Source organism: Streptomyces sp. NPDC046909 (assembly GCF_040644695.1).
In the GTDB taxonomy this organism is placed as follows: Bacteria; Actinomycetota; Actinomycetes; order Streptomycetales; family Streptomycetaceae; genus Streptomyces.
Genome location: NZ_JBEYXC010000007.1, coordinates 434,905 through 455,996 on the forward strand (window position 1 = coordinate 434,905; position 21,092 = coordinate 455,996).

The 21,092-nt window shown below is 70.3% G+C and carries 20 protein-coding genes; 15 read left to right on the forward strand and 5 right to left on the reverse strand.

Translation table 11 applies throughout. The annotated features are described in order from the left end of the window. Positions 1-30 precede the first annotated feature (30 nt). Both ABZ928_RS25600 and hisS read left to right on the forward strand, forming a co-directional pair. Entirely contained in the window at positions 31-738 is a 708-nt protein-coding gene (locus ABZ928_RS25600; protein WP_361523257.1) for an MBL fold metallo-hydrolase, read from the forward strand. A gap of 11 nt (positions 739-749) precedes the next feature. Then, a complete protein-coding gene (hisS, locus tag ABZ928_RS25605; RefSeq protein ID WP_361523260.1) occupies positions 750-2,012 on the forward strand; it encodes a histidine--tRNA ligase in 1,263 nt (420 codons plus the stop codon). A 39-nt stretch (positions 2,013-2,051) separates the two neighbouring features. On the opposite strand, the gene ABZ928_RS25610 is transcribed toward hisS, so the two are convergent. The 4 genes from ABZ928_RS25610 to ABZ928_RS25625 are packed head-to-tail and all read right to left on the reverse strand — an operon-like array spanning position 2,052 to position 5,579. Next, positions 2,052-2,678, reverse strand: a complete 627-nt coding sequence (locus ABZ928_RS25610) for a response regulator transcription factor (RefSeq protein WP_361523263.1) — start codon at positions 2,676-2,678, stop codon at positions 2,052-2,054. Next, complete coding sequence (locus ABZ928_RS25615) at positions 2,675-3,868, reverse strand: sensor histidine kinase (protein WP_361523266.1); 1,194 nt, start codon at positions 3,866-3,868, stop codon at positions 2,675-2,677. Before ABZ928_RS25615 ends, ABZ928_RS25610 begins: the two co-directional genes overlap by 4 nt. Further along, entirely contained in the window at positions 3,865-4,716 is an 852-nt protein-coding gene (locus ABZ928_RS25620; RefSeq protein WP_361523269.1) for an ABC transporter permease, read from the reverse strand. The genes ABZ928_RS25615 and ABZ928_RS25620 overlap by 4 nt, the downstream gene beginning before the upstream one ends. Then, on the reverse strand, positions 4,713-5,579 hold the full coding sequence (locus ABZ928_RS25625) for an ABC transporter ATP-binding protein (protein ID WP_361523272.1): 867 nt from the start codon (positions 5,577-5,579) through the stop codon (positions 4,713-4,715). Before ABZ928_RS25625 ends, ABZ928_RS25620 begins: the two co-directional genes overlap by 4 nt. A 146-nt stretch (positions 5,580-5,725) precedes the next feature. Between ABZ928_RS25625 and ABZ928_RS25630 the strand changes: the two genes are divergently transcribed. The 3 genes from ABZ928_RS25630 to rpsD all read left to right on the forward strand — a co-directional run bounded on the left by ABZ928_RS25630 (position 5,726) and on the right by rpsD (position 8,725). Next, positions 5,726-6,382: a vitamin K epoxide reductase family protein gene (locus ABZ928_RS25630; protein ID WP_361523274.1), complete on the forward strand. Its 657-nt coding sequence runs from the start codon at positions 5,726-5,728 to the stop codon at positions 6,380-6,382. Positions 6,383-6,441: 59 nt separating this feature from the next. Continuing rightward, positions 6,442-7,797, forward strand: coding sequence for a replication-associated recombination protein A (locus tag ABZ928_RS25635; RefSeq protein WP_361523277.1), 1,356 nt, complete (start codon positions 6,442-6,444; stop codon positions 7,795-7,797). Positions 7,798-8,110: 313 nt separating this feature from the next. Beyond that, a complete protein-coding gene (gene rpsD, locus ABZ928_RS25640) occupies positions 8,111-8,725 on the forward strand; it encodes a 30S ribosomal protein S4 (protein ID WP_030053239.1) in 615 nt (204 codons plus the stop codon). Between the two features lie 30 nt (positions 8,726-8,755). Here the strand turns inward: rpsD and ABZ928_RS25645 are convergent, their stop codons facing one another. Beyond that, positions 8,756-10,891: a regulator gene (locus ABZ928_RS25645; protein ID WP_361523280.1), complete on the reverse strand. Its 2,136-nt coding sequence runs from the start codon at positions 10,889-10,891 to the stop codon at positions 8,756-8,758. A gap of 184 nt (positions 10,892-11,075) precedes the next feature. Between ABZ928_RS25645 and ABZ928_RS25650 the strand changes: the two genes are divergently transcribed. The 10 genes from ABZ928_RS25650 to aroB all read left to right on the forward strand — a co-directional run bounded on the left by ABZ928_RS25650 (position 11,076) and on the right by aroB (position 21,024). Next, positions 11,076-11,510: a DUF948 domain-containing protein gene (locus ABZ928_RS25650; RefSeq protein ID WP_361523283.1), complete on the forward strand. Its 435-nt coding sequence runs from the start codon at positions 11,076-11,078 to the stop codon at positions 11,508-11,510. Positions 11,511-11,518: 8 nt separating this feature from the next. Then, positions 11,519-11,878, forward strand: coding sequence for a hypothetical protein (locus tag ABZ928_RS25655; protein WP_361523286.1), 360 nt, complete (start codon positions 11,519-11,521; stop codon positions 11,876-11,878). Further along, entirely contained in the window at positions 11,878-14,550 is a 2,673-nt protein-coding gene (alaS, locus tag ABZ928_RS25660; protein ID WP_361523289.1) for an alanine--tRNA ligase, read from the forward strand. The genes ABZ928_RS25655 and alaS overlap by 1 nt, the downstream gene beginning before the upstream one ends. A gap of 2 nt (positions 14,551-14,552) precedes the next feature. Beyond that, complete coding sequence (gene ruvX, locus ABZ928_RS25665; RefSeq protein ID WP_059196728.1) at positions 14,553-15,017, forward strand: Holliday junction resolvase RuvX; 465 nt, start codon at positions 14,553-14,555, stop codon at positions 15,015-15,017. A 122-nt stretch (positions 15,018-15,139) separates the two neighbouring features. Beyond that, on the forward strand, positions 15,140-16,819 hold the full coding sequence (gene mltG, locus ABZ928_RS25670) for an endolytic transglycosylase MltG (protein ID WP_361523292.1): 1,680 nt from the start codon (positions 15,140-15,142) through the stop codon (positions 16,817-16,819). After that, positions 16,800-17,639 (forward strand): shikimate dehydrogenase, encoded by an 840-nt coding sequence (locus tag ABZ928_RS25675; RefSeq protein WP_361523295.1) that lies wholly within the window; start codon positions 16,800-16,802, stop codon positions 17,637-17,639. Before mltG ends, ABZ928_RS25675 begins: the two co-directional genes overlap by 20 nt. 48 nt (positions 17,640-17,687) lie before the next feature. After that, on the forward strand, positions 17,688-18,068 hold the full coding sequence (locus ABZ928_RS25680; protein ID WP_361523297.1) for a hypothetical protein: 381 nt from the start codon (positions 17,688-17,690) through the stop codon (positions 18,066-18,068). Positions 18,069-18,239: 171 nt separating this feature from the next. Beyond that, a complete protein-coding gene (gene aroC, locus ABZ928_RS25685) occupies positions 18,240-19,424 on the forward strand; it encodes a chorismate synthase (RefSeq protein WP_361523300.1) in 1,185 nt (394 codons plus the stop codon). Next, positions 19,421-19,936, forward strand: a complete 516-nt coding sequence (locus ABZ928_RS25690) for a shikimate kinase (protein WP_361523303.1) — start codon at positions 19,421-19,423, stop codon at positions 19,934-19,936. The genes aroC and ABZ928_RS25690 overlap by 4 nt, the downstream gene beginning before the upstream one ends. Next, positions 19,933-21,024 (forward strand): 3-dehydroquinate synthase, encoded by a 1,092-nt coding sequence (gene aroB, locus ABZ928_RS25695; protein ID WP_361523305.1) that lies wholly within the window; start codon positions 19,933-19,935, stop codon positions 21,022-21,024. The genes ABZ928_RS25690 and aroB overlap by 4 nt, the downstream gene beginning before the upstream one ends. Positions 21,025-21,092 lie beyond the last annotated feature (68 nt).

Consider the following 21,092-nt stretch of genomic DNA (forward strand, 5'->3'; position numbering starts at 1 on the left):
CCACCCTTATCGACACAACGAAGGACGATCGTGCTCATTGCCGGGTTCCCCGCCGGGGCCTGGGGGACGAACTGTTATCTCGTCGCCCCCGCCGCCGGTGAGGAGTGCGTGATCATCGACCCGGGCCACCAGGCCGCCCAGGGAGTCGAAGAGGCGCTGAAGAAGCATCGGCTCAAGCCCGTCGCCGTCGTCCTCACCCACGGCCACATCGACCATGTGGCCTCGGTCGTCCCGGTGTGCGGCGCGCACGACGTACCGGCGTGGATCCACCCCGAGGACCGGTACATGCTGGCCGACCCGGAGAAGGCGCTCGGCCGCTCGATCGGGATGCCGCTCATGGGCGAGCTGACCGTGGGGGAGCCGGACGACGTGAAGGAACTCACCGACGGCGCGCGGCTCGCGCTCGCCGGGCTGGAGTTCTCCGTCGCGCACGCGCCGGGCCATACCAAGGGGTCGGTGACCTTCCAGATGCCCGAGACGACCGAGATCCCGTCGGTCTTCTTCTCCGGGGATCTGCTCTTCGCCGGCTCCATCGGACGCACCGACCTGCCCGGCGGTGACATGGCCGAGATGCTCGACTCGCTGGCCCGCGTGTGCCTGCCGCTCGACGACTCGACCGTGGTGCTGTCCGGCCACGGCCCCCAGACGACCATCGGCCAGGAGCGCGCCACCAACGCATATCTGCGACAGGTGGCGGCCGGCCAGGGAGCCGCTGAGGCTCCCCGACGAGGAATGTGACGAGACCTTCCGTGAGCACCTTCAAGGCCCCCAAGGGCACGTACGACCTGATCCCGCCGGACAGCGCCAAGTTCCTGGCGGTCCGCGAGGCGATCGCGGCTCCGCTGCGTAATTCCGGCTACGGCTACATCGAGACGCCCGGCTTCGAGAGCGTGGAGCTCTTCGCGCGCGGTGTCGGTGAGTCCACCGACATCGTGACCAAGGAGATGTACGCCTTCGAGACCAAGGGCGGCGACCGGCTCGCCCTGCGCCCCGAGGGCACGGCGTCCGTGCTGCGCGCGGCGCTGGAGGCCAACCTGCACAAGGCGGGCAACCTCCCCGTCAAGCTCTGGTACTCCGGCTCGTACTACCGCTACGAGCGCCCCCAGAAGGGCCGTTACCGCCACTTCTCCCAGGTCGGCGCCGAGGCGATCGGTGCCGAGGACCCGGCGCTGGACGCCGAGCTGATCATCCTGGCCGACCAGGCGTACCGCTCGCTGGGCCTGCGGAACTTCCGCATCCTGCTCAACAGCCTGGGCGACAAGGAGTGCCGTCCGGTGTACCGGGAGGCGCTGCAGAACTTCCTCCGCGGGCTCGACCTCGACGAGGAGACGCTGCGCCGCGCGGAGATCAACCCGCTGCGCGTCCTGGACGACAAGCGCGAGGCGGTCCAGAAGCAGCTCGGGGGTGCCCCGCTCCTGCGCGACTACCTCTGCGACGCCTGCAAGGCGTACCACGAGGAGGTCCGTGAGCTGATCACCGCGGCGGGCGTGGCCTTCGAGGACGACGCCAAGCTGGTCCGCGGCCTGGACTACTACACCCGTACGACCTTCGAGTTCGTCCACGACGGTCTGGGCTCCCAGTCCGCGGTGGGCGGCGGCGGCCGCTACGACGGCCTGTCCGAGATGATCGGCGGCCCCGCGCTGCCGTCCGTCGGCTGGGCCCTCGGCGTCGACCGCACGGTCCTCGCCCTGGAGGCGGAGGGCGTCGAGCTCGAACTCCCCTCCACGACCAGCGTCTTCGCGGTCCCGCTCGGCGAGGAGGCCCGCCGGCTCCTGTTCGCCAAGGTGACCGAGCTGCGCAAGGTGGGTATCGCGGCGGACTTCTCGTACGGCGCGAAGGGGCTGAAGGCGGCGATGAAGGCGGCCAACCGATCCGGCGCGCGCTACGCCCTCGTCCTGGGCGAGCGTGACTTGACGGAGGGCGTCGTCCAGCTCAAGGACATGGAGTCCGGCGAGCAGACGGCGATCGGCGTCAACGAGATCGTGGCGGAGCTGGAGGCCCGGCTCGGCTGACGGGACCGGGGCGCCAGGAACCGACTCCTGGCGCCCCGGTCACTGGTCCAGCAGCCCGTACCGCATCGCGCTCGTCACTGCCGCCGTCCGGTCGTCCACTCCCAACTTGCCGAAGACGCGCAGCAGATGGGTCTTCACGGTCGACTCCCCGATGTAGAGCCGGCGTCCGATCTCCGCGTTCGTGCAGCCCTCGGCCACCAGCCGCAGTACCGCCGTCTCCCGGTCCGACAGCCGCGGTCGCTCCGGTTTGGTCCGCAGCTGGTCCACCAGCCTTGCCGCCACCGAGGGTGCCAGTACCGTCTCGCCGCGTGCGGCGGCCCGTACCGCCTCGGCCAGTTCCGCGCGGGGCAGGTCTTTGAGCAGGTAGCCGGCGGCGCCGGCCTCCACGGCGCGCAGGATGTCCCGGTCCGTCTCGTACGTCGTCAGGACGATCACCCGGCAGCGCAGACCGGCCGCGGCCATCCGCTCGATGGAGTCCACGCCTCCGCCGCCCGGCATCCGCAGGTCCATCAGCACGATGTCGGGGCGGAGTTCCGCGGCCAGTGCCTCGGCCTGGGGGCCGTTGGCCGCGTCGGCGACCACGTCCAGGTCCGGCTCGGCGCTCAGCATCGCGCGCAGGCCTTCCCGTACGACGGGATGGTCGTCGGCCAGAATGATCCGGATCATGAAGTGCTCCCAGGTACCGGCAGCCGGACGGTCACCGTGGTGCCCGCGCCCGGCGCGCTGCGTATCTCGGTCGTGCCGCCCACCTCGGCGGCCCGCGCACGCAGTCCCGCCAGACCGTAGCCGTCGGTCAGGGACGCCGGATCGAAGCCGTCGCCGTCGTCCCGCACGGACACGGTGAGCGACTCGTCGGCGTACGTCACCGCGATGCCCACGGTCGTCGAACTCCCGGCGTGCTTGCGGGCGTTGGACAGTGCCTCCTGGCAGGCGCGCAGGGCCACGACCTCGGGCCCTGCGGGCAGCGCGCGTACGGGGCCGGTCACCTCCAGGGCGGCGTCGTGGCGGGCGGCGAGCCTGCGCAGTGCGTCGGGCAGCGAGGCGCCGTCCAGGTCGGCGGGCGCTCCGCCGGCGACCAGGGCACGGGCCTCGGCGAGGTTCTGGCGGGCCGTCTCGTCCATCAGGCACAGGTGCCGGCGGGCCTGCGCGACATCGGTCTCCAGTTCGGCCTCCACCGCCTGGATCAGCATCAGCAGGCTCGTGAAGCCCTGGGCGAGGGTGTCGTGGATCTCCCTCGCCATCCGCTCCCGTTCCGCCAGCGCCCCGTGTGCCGTCGACAGCCGCGACACCTCGTGCCGGCTCGCGTCCAGCTCCGCGATCAGCTCGGCCCGCTCCTGGCTCTGCTCGATGATCCGGATGATCCAGCTGCCGATGGCGACGGAGAAGACGAAGGTGACCACCGCGAACACCGAGTTGAAGAACACGGCCTCGTCCCCGGGCCGCCACAGCAGCGCCCAGCCGAGCACCGGCGCGAGGTTGATCACGGCCACCGCCACGAACGCCCACCGCAGCCGCAGCGTCATGAAGCACTGCGGGACCAGTGCGAACGTCATCAGCCTCGTCTCGCCGACCAGCACCGCCGACGGCAGGAACAGCGCCAGCGCCCCCGTCAGATAGCCGAGCGCCCGCCGCTCGTCCGGCGGGTCACCGCACAGGATGGGGCGGCCGACCAGGACGTACAGCGGGATCAGCGGCACCAGCAGTGCCGCGGTCGAGAGCCGGACCGGCCACCCCGGGAAGTTCGCGCCGAGCACGAACACCAGGGTGGCCAGCCAGATCAGCGCGAAGTACGTGTCCCAGAGCCGGAACGAGCGGTCCCAGGTGTACGCGCCGACGAGCCCCGCGGGGATCCTCATCCGTCGCGCCGGTTCTTCCACCGGAAGGTCAGCAGACACAGCGCCAATCCTCCGACGCACCAGGCCGCCAGGACCAGGGCGATGCGCCCGAACTCCCAGTCACCGGCCTGTTCCAGCACCCGCGCAGAGTCCGGCAGGAACACCCCGCGCAGCCCCTGGCACATCCACTTCAGCGGGAACAGGGCGCCGATGTTCAGCATCCAGCCGGGGATGGTGTCGATCGCGATGTACACCCCGGAGATGAACTGGAGGACCAGGAAGGGGAGTACGACGACCGAGGTCGCGCTCTTGCCGGACTTCGGGATCGAGCTGATCGCGATGCCGAGCAGGGCGCACGCGGTGAGGCCGAGGACGAAGATCCAGGCGAAGTGGAACCAGTGCGTGGCGTCCGAGGGGAGATCGACGTCGTACAGCGTCGTGCCGACGAGCAGCAGGATCGCCGTCTCCATCAGGCCGGTGACCAGAACCAGCCAGATCTTCCCGAGGAAGTACGAGGCCGGTGGCATCGGTGTGCCCCGCAGCCTGCGCAGCACCTTCTCGTCGCGTTCGATGGCGATCGAGATGCCGAGGGACTGGAAGCTCGTCGACATGATGCCGGCGGCCATCATCGCGGGGACGTAGAGCTGCGAGGCGGTGATGCCGGCGCCCTCGACGTCGTCGCTGAAGATCGAGGCGAAGAGGAACAGGAAGACGACCGGGAAGGCGAAGGTGAAGACGACCTGGTCGCGCTGGCGGAAGAACTGCTTGAGTTCCAGCGCCCCTTGCTGGAGGCCGATGCCGAAGGCGCCGGGCAGGCGCTCGGCGGCCGCGTCCGCGCGCGGTCGTACGGCGGTCGTGGTCGTGGTCATCGGGCGTCCTCCTGTCCGGTCAGCCGGAGGTAGACGTCCTCCAGCGTGGGGCGGCTCACCCGCAGGCCCGGGATCTCGCCGTCGAAGCGGTGCGTGAGCTCGGCGACCGTGCGGGTCGGGGTGGCCGTCCGTTCGGTGCGCGGGACGCCGTCCGGTTCGGTCCACTCGACGGTGGCCTCGGTGCCGTACCGCTCCCTGAGGGCGGCCGGGCGGCCCTCGGCGACGATCTTGCCCGCCGTCACCACGGCGAGCCGGTCGGCCAGCGCCTCGGCCTCCTCCAGGTAGTGCGTGGTGAGGAGGATGGTGGTGCCCTCGTCGGAGAGGGTGCGGATGAGGTCCCAGAACTGGCGGCGGGCCGCCGGGTCGAAGCCCGTCGTCGGTTCGTCCAGGAGCAGGAGTTCGGGGTCGCCGATCACGCCCAGCGCCACGTCGAGGCGGCGCCGCTGGCCGCCCGACAGGGCCTTGATCCGGCTGCCCGCCTTCGCCTCAAGACCCACCAGACCGATGACCTCCTCCGGGTCGCGCGGCCTCGGGTAGTAGCGGGCGAAGTGCCGTACGGTCTCGCGGACCGTCAACTCGGCGGGCGCCGATTCGTCCTGCCAGACGATTCCGACCCGTGAACGCCACGCACGCGTGCCGCTCGCCGGATCCGAACCGAGCACCCGGACCTCGCCCGCGTCCCGGCTCCGGTTGCCCTGGAGGATCTCCACCGTCGTGCTCTTGCCCGCGCCATTGGGCCCCAGCAGGCCGAACACCTCGCCCCGGCCGATGCCGAGATCGATACCGTCGACCGCGGTCACGTCGCCGTACTGCTTGCGCAGCCCCCGTACGTCCACCGCGAGTTCGTTCGCGTGTGTTGTCATGCCTTCGAGACTCGGCCGGAACCGAACGCTCAGGGACGACCAGCCGTACTTCCTTATGTCCACCGAACGGTGGACACGGCCGCGTGTACGGCACAATGGCCCCTGCCCGAAGAAGGTCCAACTCTCAAGCAGACGGAATCGGCGTGATGAGCAAGACCACAGTCAAAGACGTCTCCACCGAGCCCGAGCCGGATCGCGCGGCCCCCGAGCCGCGGTCGGTGGGCGGCAGCCGCGCCTTCGCCATCATGCTGCTGCTCACCGGCGCGGCGGGGCTGCTCGCCGCGTGGGTCATCACGATCGACAAGTTCAAGCTCCTCGAGGCCAAGGTCGAGGGCAAGTCCTTCACCCCCGGGTGCAGCCTGAACCCCGTCGTCTCCTGCGGCAGCGTCATGGAGTCCAAGCAGGCCGCCGCCTTCGGGTTCCCCAACCCGATGCTCGGTCTCGTCGCCTACGGCATCGTCATCTGCGTCGGCATGAGCCTGCTGGCCCGCGCCCGCTTCCCGCGCTGGTACTGGCTGACCTTCAACGCCGGCACCCTCTTCGGCGTCTCCTTCTGCGCCTGGCTGATGTTCCAGTCGCTGTACCGCATCAACGCGCTGTGCCTGTGGTGCTCCCTGGCCTGGGTCGCGACGATCATCATGTTCTGGTATGTGACGTCGTTCAACGTGCGCAACGGCTTCCTCCCCGCCCCGCGCTGGCTGAAGAGCTTCTTCGGCGAGTTCACCTGGGTCCTGCCGGTCCTGCACATCGGGATCATCGGCATGCTGATCCTGACCCGCTGGTGGGACTTCTGGACCAGCTGATCCCCGGGCCTGCCAAGGGCCCGGCCGGATTGTCAGTGCCGTGAACTAGGGTTTTGGACGTGGAGCCCGACCTGTTCACCGCAGCCGCAGAAGAACGCCAGGAGAAAGACCCCGCGGGGAGTCCCCTGGCGGTGCGGATGCGCCCGCGCACCCTCGACGAGGTGGTGGGCCAGCAGCATCTGCTGAAGCCCGGCTCGCCCCTGCGCCGCCTGGTCGGCGAGGGCGCGGGCGGCCCCGCCGGACCGTCCTCGGTGATCCTGTGGGGCCCGCCCGGCACCGGCAAGACGACCCTCGCCTATGTCGTGTCCAAAGCCACCAACAAGCGCTTCGTCGAACTGTCGGCGATCACCGCGGGCGTCAAGGAGGTCCGCGCGGTCATCGACGGCGCCCGCCGCGCCACCGGCGGGTACGGCAAGGAGACCGTCCTCTTCCTCGACGAGATCCACCGCTTCAGCAAGGCCCAGCAGGACTCCCTTCTCCCAGCCGTCGAGAACCGCTGGGTGACCCTGATCGCGGCGACCACCGAGAACCCGTACTTCTCGGTGATCTCCCCGCTGCTCTCCCGGTCCCTGCTGCTCACCCTCGAACCCCTCACCGACGACGACGTCCGAGGGCTGCTGAAGCGTGCGCTGAGCGACGAGCGCGGCCTCAAGGACGCCGTCACCCTCCCCGAGGACACCGAGGACCACTTCCTGCGGATCGCCGGCGGCGACGCCCGCCGCGCCCTGACCGCCCTGGAGGCCGCCGCCGGGGCCGCGCTCGACAAGGGCGAGGCGGAGATCTCCCTCACCACGCTGGAGGAGACGGTCGACCGCGCGGCGGTGAAGTACGACCGCGACGGCGACCAGCACTACGACGTCGCCAGCGCCCTCATCAAGTCGATCAGGGGCTCCGACGTCGACGCCGCCCTGCACTACCTGGCCCGCATGATCGAGGCCGGCGAGGACCCCCGCTTCATCGCCCGCCGCCTGATGATCTCCGCGAGCGAGGACATCGGCCTCGCCGACCCCAACGCCCTCCCGATAGCGGTCGCCGCCGCCCAGGCCGTCGCCATGATCGGCTTTCCCGAGGCCGCCCTCACCCTCAGCCACGCCACCATCGCCCTCGCGCTCGCCCCCAAGTCCAACGCCGCGACGATGGCGATCGGCGCCGCCATGGAGGACGTACGCAAGGGACTGGCCGGGTCCGTGCCGCCGCATCTGCGCGACGGGCACTACAAGGGCGCCGCCAAGCTCGGCCACGCGCAGGGGTATGTCTACCCGCACGACCTGCCCGAGGGCATCGCCGAGCAGCAGTACGCCCCGGACGCCCTCAAGGACCGCGAGTACTACGCGCCGACCAGGCACGGCGCCGAGGCGCGGTACGCGGACGCCGTGGAGTGGACCAGGAACCACCTCGGTCGCAAGCGGTCCTGAGCGCCCTGTAGAATCCCTCGAAGTGCTGTGTCCCGTGCTGTCAGAACGGGACGGTCAGCCGGAGCCAGTCAAAGGACCCCGTCCTCAAACCGGCTCCAGGAGCGTCGCGCACCGTTCGATTGGTGTCGCGGGCAACCCACCACCACTCGCCATCTGGGGAGAACGGTCGGTGGGTCACTCGCGTGCTGCACGTATGTGCCCAGACCAGGGAGCGGCTGCCCACCGGGCCCGGCAACGGACCAGGCGGGTTTCCCCGGCTGCGGATGCGACCTCCCACAACCCTGACAAGCCGAACACTGAGAAATGAGAGATTGTGGCGAACCAGTCCCGCCCCAAGGTCAAGAAGTCGCGTGCCCTCGGCATCGCGCTGACCCCGAAGGCCGTCAAGTACTTCGAGGCCCGTCCCTACCCGCCGGGTGAGCACGGCCGCGGCCGCAAGCAGAACTCGGACTACAAGGTCCGTCTGCTGGAGAAGCAGCGTCTGCGTGCGCAGTACGACGTGTCCGAGCGTCAGCTCGTCCGCGCCTACGAGCGTGCCTCCAAGGTTCAGGGCAAGACCGGTGAGGCCCTGATCATCGAGCTCGAGCGCCGTCTCGACGCGCTGGTCCTGCGTTCGGGCATCGCCCGCACGATCTACCAGGCCCGCCAGATGGTCGTCCACGGCCACATCGAGGTCAACGGCGGCAAGGTCGACAAGCCGTCGTTCCGCGTCCGTCCCGACGACGTCGTGATGGTCCGCGAGCGCAGCCGTGAGAAGACCCTCTTCTCCATCGCCCGTGAGGGCGGCTTCGCCCCCGAGGGTGAGACCCCGCGCTACCTCCAGGTGAACCTCAAGGCCCTGGCGTTCCGCCTGGACCGTGAGCCGAACCGCAAGGAGATCCCGGTGATCTGCGACGAGCAGCTCGTCGTCGAGTACTACGCCCGCTGATCACCAGCAGGCGGTAGTACACGCACCACCTCAGCCCGCCGTCTCCCCGCCCTTCCGGGTGGGCGAGGCGGCGGGTTCCTGCATGGCGACGGCACCCTGCGTGTGCCGTGCCGGACCGCGCGGCGAGGGCAGCGCCTCCAGCGGCCGCCCCAGCGCCCGAGCCACGGCCGCCTCCCGGCCGAGCCGGCCCCCGGCCCGTACGCACTCCTCGTACCGCTCGTCGCCCAGGCCCTCCCGGGCCATCGCCTCGCACAGCTCGTGCGGGGCGTTGTAGTAGGCGGAGCCGAACAGCGGCAGACCGACCGAGGGCCACATCGCGGCCGCCGCGCCCTGCAGCACCGCGGCCTCGGCGGGGTCGCCCTCGGCCGCCGTGATCAGGGCCAGCAGTTCGATCGACAGCACCGAGCCGAGCAGATCGTGGAAGGCGTGGGCGGCGCCCAGGCAGTCGGTCAGCAGCTCGCGCGCCGCCCTGAGCTCGCCCTTGCTCCAGGCCGCGTACGCCAGGACGTACAGCGCGTACGACCTGGTCCAGCGCTCCCCGTGGTCCTCGCAGACCCGGCGCACGTCCTGGCACAGCCGTACCGCCTCCGGGAGATCGCCCTGGAAGGCCCGGGTCATCGCCAGCTCGACCTGGCCCATCAGGACGTTGCTGTTGAGCTCGCCGATGTCCCGGTAGCGCTCCAGCGCCGAACGCAGCAGGGTCTCCGCGCGCGGCATGTCGTCGGTGACCAGGGCCAGACAGCCGGTGCGGTGCTCGGCGTACGCCACCGCCGTGGGGTTCGCGGACAGCTCCGCCTCCTCACGGCACTCGTGGAGCGCGGCCAGCGCGGGCACGTGATCGCCCTGGAGGATGGCCACATAGCCGAGCACCCACAGGGCCTTCAGCCGCGACAGCTCGTTGTCGGACTCCAGCCGCACGGCCTGCTCCAGCCAGTGCCGGCCCTCCGAGAGGCGCCCGCACCCGGCCCAGTAGAACCACAGCGAACCCGCGAGGTACTGGCCCAGGTGCGCCTCGTCCGGGTCGGCCAGACAGTGGTCCAGGGCGTCCCGCAGATTCGGCAGCTCCGCCTCGACCCGGGCGGCCACCTCGGCCTGCCGCGGCGAGAACCAGTCCAGCTCGCACCAGGTCGCCAGGCCCAGATACCAGTCGCGGTGCCGCCGCCGCAGCCGGGCCGCGTCCCCGGTCGCCTCCAGCCAGTCGGCGCCGTACGCCCGGACCGTGTCCAGCATCCGGTAGCGCACCCCCGTCGCGGTCTCCTCCCGCCCGACCACGGACTGCGCGAGCAGTTCCGTCAGTACGTCGAGGACGTCCTGCTCGGCCAGTCCGTTGCCGACGCACACGTACTCCACGGCCTCCAGGTCGAAGGGCCCGGCGAACACCGAGAGCCGCGACCACAGCAGCCGTTCCTGAGGCGTGCACAGCTCATGGCTCCAGCCGATCGCCGTGCGCAGCGTCCGATGCCGCGGCAGCGCGTCCCGCCCGCCGCCGGTCAGCAGCCGGAACCGGTCGTCGAGCCGCTCCAGCAACTGACCCGGCGACAGCGCCCGCAGCCGCCCGGCCGCCAGCTCGACGGCGAGCGGGATCCCGTCCAGGCGTCGGCACAGCTCCCGTACGTCGGGATCGGCCGCCGCGGACACGCCCTGCCGGACGGCCCGGTCCACGAACAGCTCCACGGCCTCGTCCGGCGCGAGCGGCTCCAGCGCGAACACCCGCTCGCCCGCGACGGACAGCGGTCTGCGGCCCACGGCCAGCACTCTGAGGCCCGGCACCCGGCTCAGCAGATCGGTGACCAGCTCCGCGCACGCGTCCACCAGATGCTCGAACCCGTCGAGAATCAGCAGGAGTTCACGCCCCGGCTCGGTCAGGTGCGCGAGGAGCGTCTCGCGCGGCAGCCGCGTGGTGTGGTCCGTCAGCCCGAACGCCTCGACGACCGCGTAGTCGACGAACTCCGGATCACGCACCGGCGCCAGCTCCACCCGCCACGCCCCCGTGCCGAGCGCCGCCCGCGCCGCGAGGCGGGACTTTCCGATGCCGCCGGGGCCGGTCACGGTCACCAGCCGGGAGTGCTCCAGCAACCGGGACAGTTCGGCGAGTTCGGTCGAGCGGCCCACGAACGCGTCCGGTTCGAGGGGGAGATTGCCGTCGCAGAGCCGATCGTCACGCATAGAACACGGAGCGTACTGAACCGTGTTCAGTCCGTACAATCGCTCCGCGCAACTCGGAACAATTGCTTCGCGCGACGCGGCCCGCGCGCGGACGGTAATCCGGTGCGGAGCCCCGGCCGCGGCGCGATAGGCTCGGCTCACGACTTTTTCGATGTTCAGGCACGTATACGGGAGCGGGTGCGCAGTGTCCGGTGGCGAGGTGGCCGGGATCCTGGTGGCCGTCTTCTGGGCGATCCTGGTCTCCTTCCTCGCCGTCGCGCTGGCGAGGCTGGCCCAGACGCTCAGGGCGACCACCAAGCTGGTGGCGGACGTGACCGACCAGGCCGTCCCGCTCCTGGCGGACGCCTCCTCCGCGGTGCGCTCCGCGCAGACCCAGATCGACCGGGTGGACGCGATCGCCTCGGACGTCCAGGAGGTCACCTCCAACGCCTCCGCGCTGTCCACCACCGTCGCCTCCACCTTCGGCGGCCCCCTCGTCAAGGTCGCGGCCTTCGGGTACGGCGTGCGCCGGGCGATCAGCGGCCGCAAGGACGACGTGCCCGAGAAGGCGCCCCGGCGTACCGTGATCGTGGGCCGCACCGTTCCGGCGTCACGACGGAGCAAGCGGAAGAAGGACTGAGACCAGCGATGTTCCGCCGTACGTTCTGGTTCAGCACGGGCGTCGCCGCCGGTGTGTGGGCCACCACCAAAGTCAACCGCAAGCTGAGGCAGCTGACCCCCGAGAGCCTCGCCGCCTCCGCGGCGAACAAGGCTCTCGAGGCCGGTCACCGCATCAAGGACCGCGCGGTGGGCTTCGCGCTCGACGTCCGCGACAACATGGCCCAGCGGGAGGCCGAACTCGGCGACGCGCTGGGGCTGAACGCCCCGGTCGACCCCGAACTCCCCGCGCCCCGGCGGTACGCCGCCATCGAGAACCGCAACAACCCCAAGTACGTCGAGGGATCGACGTACCAGACGTACCCGTACAACCGAAACGAGGACCACTGATGGAGTCGGCCGAGATCCGCCGCCGCTGGCTGAGCTTCTTCGAGGAGCGCGGTCACACCGTCGTCCCTTCGGCGTCGCTCATCGCGGACGACCCGACTCTGCTCCTCGTCCCCGCGGGCATGGTGCCCTTCAAGCCCTACTTCCTGGGTGAGGTCAAGCCGCCGTACGCGCGCGCCACCAGCGTCCAGAAGTGCGTGCGCACGCCCGACATCGAAGAGGTCGGCAAGACCACGCGCCACGGCACGTTCTTCCAGATGTGCGGCAACTTCTCCTTCGGCGACTACTTCAAGGAAGGCGCCATCACGATGGCCTGGGAGCTGCTCACCAGCTCCCAGGACAAGGGCGGTTACGGCCTCGACCCCGAGCGCCTGTGGATCACCGTCTACCAGGACGACGACGAGGCAGAGCGCATCTGGCACGACGTCGTCGGCGTGCCCAAGGAGCGCATCCAGCGCCTCGGCATGAAGGACAACTTCTGGTCCATGGGCGTCCCCGGACCCTGCGGCCCCTGCTCCGAGATCAACTACGACCGCGGCCCCGAGTTCGGCGTCGAGGGCGGCCCCGCCGTCAACGACGAGCGGTACGTGGAGTTCTGGAACCTCGTCTTCATGCAGTACGAGCGCGGCGAGGGCACCGGCAAGGACAACTTCGAGATCCTCGGGGACCTGCCGAGCAAGAACATCGACACGGGCCTCGGCCTGGAGCGGCTCGCCATGATTCTGCAAGGCGTGCAGAACATGTACGAGATCGACACCTCCATGGCCGTCATCAAGAAGGCCACCGAGCTCACCGGTGTCGAGTACGGCGACGCCCACGACTCGGACGTCTCCCTGCGCGTGGTCACCGACCACATGCGTACGTCGGTGATGCTCATCGGCGACGGCGTCACCCCCGGCAACGAGGGCCGCGGCTACGTCCTGCGCCGCATCATGCGCCGCGCCATCCGCAACATGCGCCTCCTCGGTGCCACCGGACCGGTCGTCAAGGAACTCATCGACACCGTCCTGGAGATGATGGGCCAGCAGTACCCCGAGCTCGTCACCGACCGCGAGCGCATCGAGAAGGTCGCCCTCGCCGAGGAGAACGCCTTCCTCAAGACGCTCAAGGCCGGCACCAACATCCTCGACACCGCCGTCACCGAGACCAAGGCCTCCGGTGGCACGGTCCTCGCCGGCGACAAGGCGTTCCTGCTCCACGACACCTGGGGCTTCCCGATCGACCTCACCCTGGAGATGGCCGCCGAGCAGGGCCTCTCCGTGGATGAGGACGGCTTCCGGCGCCTGATGAAGGAGCAGCGGGAGCGCGCCAAGGCCGACGCCCAGGCCAAGAAGACCGGCCACGCCGGTGCCGGCGCCTACCGCGAGATCGCGGACAAGACCGGCGAGACCGAGTTCATCGGCTACGCGGACACCGAGGGCGAGTCCACGATCGTCGGCATCCTCGTCGACGGCGCCTCCTCCCCGGCCGCGACCGAGGGCGACGAGGTCGAGATCGTCCTCGACCGCACCCCGTTCTACGCCGAGGGCGGCGGCCAGATCGGCGACACCGGCAAGATCAAGGTCGACTCCGGTGCCGTCATCGAGATCCGCGACTGCCAGAAGCCGGTCCCGGGCGTCTACGTCCACAAGGGTGTCGTCCAGTTCGGCGAGGTCACCGTGGGTGCCAAGGCGCACGCCTCGATCGACGCCCGCCGCCGTACGGCCATCGCCCGCGCCCACTCGGCCACCCACCTCACCCACCAGGCCCTGCGCGACGCGCTCGGCCCGACGGCCGCCCAGGCCGGTTCCGAGAACCAGCCCGGCCGCTTCCGCTTCGACTTCGGCTCGCCGTCCGCCGTTCCGACGGCCGTGATGACCGACGTCGAGCAGAAGATCAACGAGGTCCTCGCCCGCGACCTCGACGTGCACGCCGAGATCCTGAGCCTCGACGAGGCCAAGAAGCAGGGCGCCATCGCCGAGTTCGGCGAGAAGTACGGCGAGCGGGTCCGTGTCGTCACCATCGGCGACTTCTCCAAGGAGCTGTGCGGCGGCACCCACGTCCACAACACCTCGCAGCTCGGCCTGGTCAAGCTGCTGGGCGAGTCGTCGATCGGCTCGGGTGTCCGCCGTATCGAGGCCCTCGTCGGCGTGGACGCCTACAACTTCCTCGCCCGTGAGCACACGGTCGTCGCCCAGCTCCAGGAGCTGATCAAGGGCCGCCCGGAGGAGCTGCCGGAGAAGGTCTCCGCGATGCTCGGCAAGCTGAAGGACGCCGAGAAGGAGATCGAGAAGTTCCGCGCGGAGAAGGTCCTCCAGGCCGCGGCCGGTCTCGCCGAGTCCGCCAAGGACGTACGCGGAATCGCCGTGGTGACCGGTCAGGTCCCGGACGGCACCACCGCCGACGACCTGCGCAAGCTGGTCCTCGACGTGCGCGGCCGCATCCAGGGCGGACGCGCTGCCGTGGTCGCGCTCTTCACGGTGGCCAACGGCAAGCCGCTGACGGTCATCGCCACCAACGAGGCCGCCCGCGAGCGCGGCCTCAAGGCCGGCGACCTGGTCCGTACGGCCGCGAAGACCCTCGGCGGCGGCGGTGGCGGCAAGCCGGACGTCGCGCAGGGCGGCGGCCAGAACCCGGCGGCGATCGGCGAGGCCGTCGAGGCCGTCGAGCGGCTGGTCACGGACACCGCGAAGTGACGATGCGCAGAGGCCGTCGACTCGCGATCGACGTCGGGGACGCCCGGATCGGGGTCGCCTCGTGCGACCCCGACGGGATCCTCGCCACTCCGGTGGAGACGGTCCCGGGCCGGGACGTCCCGGCCGCCCACCGCCGGCTGCGGCAGCTGGTGGAGGAGTACGAACCGATCGAGGTCGTCGTCGGACTCCCTCGCTCCCTCAAGGGGGGCGAGGGCCCGGCCGCGGTGAAGGTCAGGGCCTTCGCCCAGGAGCTGGCCAAGGGCATCGCGCCGATCCCGGTCCGCCTGGTGGACGAGCGGATGACGACCGTGACGGCCAGCCAGGGACTGCGCGCCTCGGGCGTGAAATCCAAGAAGGGCCGCTCCGTCATCGACCAGGCAGCCGCTGTGATCATCCTTCAGCAGGCGCTCGAATCCGAACGGGTGTCAGGTAAAGCACCCGGCGAGAGCGTCGAAGTGGTCATCTGATCGCGATACGGTAACGTTCCGCGCGATTGCGGCGCTGTTCGAACAGGTGCCGCACAGAGAGAGGCGGAACGGATGCCGGGCCACAAGCCGCGCGACCGCCGCTTCGCGGCTCTAGGGGATCGATGACTGAGTATGGCGGGGGCCAGGAAGGCTCCGAACCGTGGCATCCGCAGGACCCGTACTACGGGGACGGCGGATGGGAAGGGCAGCAGGGCCACGTCGGCCATCAAGCTGCCTACGGCGGCCAGCAGCAGCACTATCCGCAGCAGCCGCAGCAGGCGGAGTACGGCGACTGGGGCACCGGCCAACAGGCCGATTACGGTCAGGCGCAGCAGCAGTACGATCCGTATCAGGGCGGCTACGACCAGCAGCAGTACGGAACCCAGGGCTACCAGCAGCAGAGCTACGACAACAACGGCTGGGGCACGGGCACGCACACGCATGTCCAGTACACCGACCCGCAGGACCCGTACGGCCAGCAGGCCGCGGCGTACGGCGCCGGTGACCAGCCCGACTACTACGGCACCCCCGACGCGTACCCGCCGCCGGAGCCGCCGAGCCGCCGGCGCACCGAGCCAGAACCGCAGCCTACGGACTGGGATCCCGGCCCTGACCAGGGCGAACACGCCTTCTTCGCGGGCGGCGGGGACGATGACGGCGACGACCTCGACGATGACGAGGGCGGACGCGGCGACCGGAGAGGCCGCGGCGGCAAGAAACCGAAGAAGCGGCGCAGCGGCTGCGCCTGCCTGGTGGTCGTGCTGGTGTTCGGCGGCGGGATCGGCGGGGTCGGATATTTCGGATACCAGTTCTACCAGGATCGTTTCGCCTCGTCGCCGGACTATGCGGGCGACGGCACCGACACGACGGTGTCGATCGTGGTCCCGAAGGGCGCGGGAGGCGCCGAGATCGGACGGCTGCTGAAGGCGAAGGACGTCGTCAAGAGCGTCGACGCGTTCGTATCGGCGTTCACCCAGAACGACGGAGACAAGATCCAGGCCGGCGCCTATCTGCTGAACACGCAGATGTCCGCCAAGAGTGCCGTGGAGATGATGCTCGACCCGAAGAGCCAGAATGCCGTGATGGTGACGCCGGGGCAGCGCAACATCGCCGTCTACAAGATCATCGACGACAAACTCGGCCTGAAGTCGGGCACCACCAGAAAGGCCGCCAAGGCGGAGTACAAGAGCCTCGGACTTCCGGACTGGGCGGAAGACAACAGCGAGATGAAGGATCCGCTGGAGGGCTTCCTGTCCCCGGGCACCTATCCCGCCGCCGAGGGCATGAAGCCCGAGGCCGTGCTGAAGGAGATGGTGTCCGAGGCCACGAAGAAGTACGACGCGCTCAACTTGGAAGCCAAGGCCAAGGCGCTCAAGCTCGACAGCCCCATGGACATCATCACGATCGCCAGCCTCGTCCAGGCCGAGGGCAAGACCACCGACGACTACCGCAAGATGGCGGAAGTGGTCTACAACCGCCTCGACTACGCGAACCCGCAGACCTACGGCTTCCTGCAATTCGACTCGACCTTCAACTACGCGAAGAACGAGAGCAACATCGACATCAGCGAGTCGGAGATCAACAAGGACAAGGACCCGTACAACACGTACACCAACAAGGGTCTGCCGCCCGGCCCGATCGGGAACCCGGGTGACGAGGCGATCAAGTCGACGCTGAACCCGACCGACGACGGTTGGTACTACTTCGTGGCGACCGACGGCGTGAGCAAGACCGAGTTCGCCAAGACGCACGAAGAATTCCAGAAACTCAAGGACAAGTTCGATGAAAGCAGGGGCAACTGACGCCCGCCGGGCCGCCGTGCTCGGTTCGCCCATCGCTCATTCCCTCTCACCGGTGCTGCACCGCGCCGCGTACGAGGAGTTGGGGCTGACCGGCTGGTCGTACGACCGGTTCGAGGTCGACGAGGTCGCGCTGCCCGGGTTCTTCGCGGAGCTCGGGCCGGAGTGGGCCGGGCTGTCGCTGACGATGCCGTTGAAGCGGGCCGTCATACCGCTGGTGGACGAGATCAGCGAGACGGCCGCGTCGGTCGAAGCCGTGAACACCGTCGTGTTCACCGGGGACGGCCGCAAGGTCGGCGACAACACCGACATCCCCGGGATGGTCGCCGCCCTGCGCGAGCACGGCATCGAGCAGGTGGACTCCGCCGCGATCCTCGGCGCGGGCGCCACCGCGTCGTCCGCCCTCGCGGCACTGGCCCGCGTCTGCACCGGCGAGGTCGTCGTCTATGTGCGCAGCGCGGCCCGGGCCGCCGAGATGCGGCAGTGGGGCGAGCGGCTCGAAGTCGAGGTGCGTACGGAGGACTGGGCGCATGCGGCGGACGCGCTGGAGCGGCCGCTCGTCATCGCCACCACCCCCGCCGGTACGACGGACGCCCTCGCCGGCGCCGTACCCGAACGGCCCGCCACCCTCTTCGATGTGCTCTACGAGCCCTGGCCGACCGAGCTCGCCGCCCGCTGGTCCATGTTCGGCGGGGCCGTCGTCAGCGGACTCGATCTGCTGGTGCACCAGGCGGTGCTCCAGGTCGAGCAGATGACGGGGTGCGCCAAGGCCCCGCTGGCGGCCATGCGAAAAGCGGGCGAGCAGGCACTGGCGGACCGCTAGGGTCTGTCCGGGTTCCGCAGGGGGCGGAACCGGGAGGGGAGAACAGGCGTGTCCGCAGGCATGCAGATGGCATCCGGCAAGAGCGAGATATTCGAGGCCGTACTCAAGTTCATGCCCGACTGGGTGCAGATCACGGTGATCGGCCTGGTCGTGCTCGCGGTGGTCGTGTCCTGGGTCATCAAGCTCAAGCGCAAGATCGACTACCGGCGGGCCCTGCGCAACGGGCAGCCGATCCACGCGGCGGCCCAGCACGGACAGCGGAGCGGCGCCGACTACCTCGGTGCCTACGCCCCCCAGCAGCAGGCCGCGCCCCAGCAGCAGGGTCCGGCCCAGCCGCAGCCGGCGGCACCCGCCCCCGCTCAGCCGAGCGGTGCCGACTTCCTGGGCACCTACGCGCCGCAGAACCGGCAGCAGAACGGTTCCGCCTGAGCCTTTCCGGTGCGCCCGCGTCCGCCTGATGGACCAGCGGCGGGCGCAGTCTGCCGGACATGGGAGGATCGAAGGTGGCGGGCCGGCGCCGCGCACCCGGTCGCGCCATCGCCGTACGCGAGGACGCGCGTACGCAGGGCAGTACGAGGGCGCGAGCACTGAGGAGCACCGTTGAGCAGGTTGCGCTGGCTGACCGCGGGGGAGTCCCACGGCCCCGCACTCGTCGCGACGCTGGAGGGCCTTCCCGCCGGCGTGCCGATCACCACGGAGATGGTGGCGGACCACCTGGCCCGGCGCCGCCTCGGTTATGGACGCGGCGCGCGGATGAAGTTCGAGCAGGACCAGGTCACCTTCCTCGGCGGCGTCCGGCACGGCCTCACCCTCGGTTCCCCGGTCGCGATCATGGTGGGCAACACCGAGTGGCCGAAGTGGGAGCAGGTCATGGCGGCCGACCCCATCGACCCGGAGATCCTGGCCGGCCTCGCCCGCAACGCCCCGCTGACCCGCCCGCGCCCCGGCCACGCCGACCTCGCGGGCATGCAGAAGTACGGCTTCGACGAGGCCCGGCCGATCCTGGAGCGCGCCTCCGCCCGTGAGACGGCGGCCCGTGTGGCGCTGGGCGCGGTGGCCCGGTCGTACCTCAAGGAGACGGCCGGCATCGAGATCGTCAGCCATGTCGTCGAGCTGTGCTCGGTCAAGGCCCCGGCGGGTGTGTACCCGACCCCGGCCGACGTCGAGAAGCTGGACGCCGACCCGCTGCGCTGCCTGGACGCGGACACCTCGAAGGCGATGGTGGCCGAGGTCGACCAGGCACACAAGGACGGCGACACCCTCGGCGGCGTGGTCGAGATCCTGGCGTACGGCGTCCCCGTCGGCCTCGGCTCGCACGTCCACTGGGACCGCAAGCTGGACGCCCGCCTGGCCGGTGCCCTCATGGGCATCCAGGCCATCAAGGGCGTCGAGCTCGGCGACGGCTTCGAGCTGGCCCGCGTGCCCGGCTCCAAGGCGCACGACGAGATCGTCAACACGCCCGAGGGCATCCGCCGTGTCTCCGGCCGCTCCGGCGGCACCGAGGGCGGTCTGACCACCGGCGAGCTGCTGCGCGTACGTGCCGCGATGAAGCCGATCGCGACCGTCCCGCGCGCCCTCCAGACCGTGGACGTCACCACCGGCGAGGCCGCCCAGGCCCACCACCAGCGCTCCGACGTCTCCGCGGTCCCGGCCGCCGGCATCGTCGCCGAGGCCATGGTCGCCCTGGTCCTCGCGGACGCCGTCGCGGAGAAGTTCGGCGGCGACTCGGTCCCCGAGACGCGTCGCAACGTCCAGTCGTACCTCGACAACCTGGCCATCCGATGACCGCTCCCCAGGTGGTACTGGTGGGCCCGATGGGCGTGGGCAAGTCCACCGTCGGGCAGCTGCTCGCCGAGCGCCTCGGCGTCGGCTACCGCGACACCGACGACGACATCGTCGCCGAGCAGGGCCGCACCATCGCCGAGATCTTCGTCGACGAGGGCGAGCCGGTCTTCCGGGCCATCGAGAAGCGGGCGGTGCACAAGGCGCTCGCCGAGCACGACGGCGTCCTCGCGCTGGGCGGCGGCTCGATCCTCGACGAGGACACGCGCGCGCTGCTCGCCGGACACCGGGTCGTCTACCTCTCCATGGACGTCGAGGAAGCGGTCCAGCGCACCGGCCTCAACGCCGCCCGCCCGCTGCTCGCGGTCAACCCGCGCAAGCAGTGGCGCGAGCTGATGGAGGCCCGACGGCACCTGTACGAGGGGATCGCCACGGCGGTCGTCCCCACGGACGGCCGTACCCCCGAAGAAGTCACCCAAGCCGCCCTGGACGCACTGGAGTTGAAGGAAGCATGAGCGAGGCAGTCACTCGCATCCAGGTCGGCGGCACCGCTGGCAGCGAGCCGTACGAGGTCCTGGTGGGCCGTCAACTCCTGGGTGAACTGGGCTCGTTGGTGGGGCCCAAGGCCAAGCGGGTCGCGGTGATCCACCCCGAGGCGCTCGCCGAGACCGGGGACGCGCTGCGGGCCGACCTCGCCGAGCAGGGCTTCGAGGCGGTCGCCATCCAGGTGCCCAACGCGGAGGAGGCGAAGACCGCCGAGGTCGCCGCCTACTGCTGGAAGGCGCTGGGCCAGTCCAACTTCACCCGCTCCGACGTGGTCGTCGGGGTGGGCGGCGGCGCGACCACTGACCTGGCCGGTTTCGTGGCCGCGACCTGGCTGCGCGGAGTGCGCTGGATCGCGATCCCCACCACCGTCCTGGCGATGGTGGACGCGGCCGTCGGCGGCAAGACCGGCATCAACACCGCCGAGGGCAAGAACCTCGTCGGCGCCTTCCACCCGCCGGCCGGCGTCCTGTGCGACCTGGCCGCGCTGGACTCCCTCCCGGTCAACGACTACGTCTCCGGGCTCGCCGAGATCATCAAGGCCGGTTTCATCGCCGACCCGGTGATCCTGGACCTCATCGAGTCCGACCCGCAGGCCGCGCGCACCCCGGCGGGCCCGCACACGTCCGAGCTGATCGAGCGGGCCATCCGGGTCAAGGCCGAGGTCGTCTCCGCGGACCTGAAGGAGTCGGGCCTCAGGGAGATCCTCAACTACGGTCACACGCTGGCCCACGCCATCGAGAAGAACGAGCGGTACAAGTGGCGGCACGGCGCCGCCGTCGCCGTAGGCATGCACTTCGCGGCCGAACTCGGCCGTGTCGCGGGCCGGTTGGACGACGCGACGGCCGACCGGCACCGCACGGTCCTCGAATCGGTCGGCCTGCCGCTGAGCTACCGCTACGACCAGTGGCCCAAGCTGCTGGAGACCATGAAGGTCGACAAGAAGTCCCGCGGCGACCTGCTGCGGTTCATCGTCCTCGACGGTCTCGCCAAGCCCACCGTCCTGGAGGGCCCCGACCCGGCGGTGCTGCTCGCCGCGTACGGAGAAGTGGGCGAGTAGTCCGCCGAGGAACCATCCGCCCCATTTGCCTTATGGGCACGGGCACTTAGGGCCGTCCCCGGCCGTTC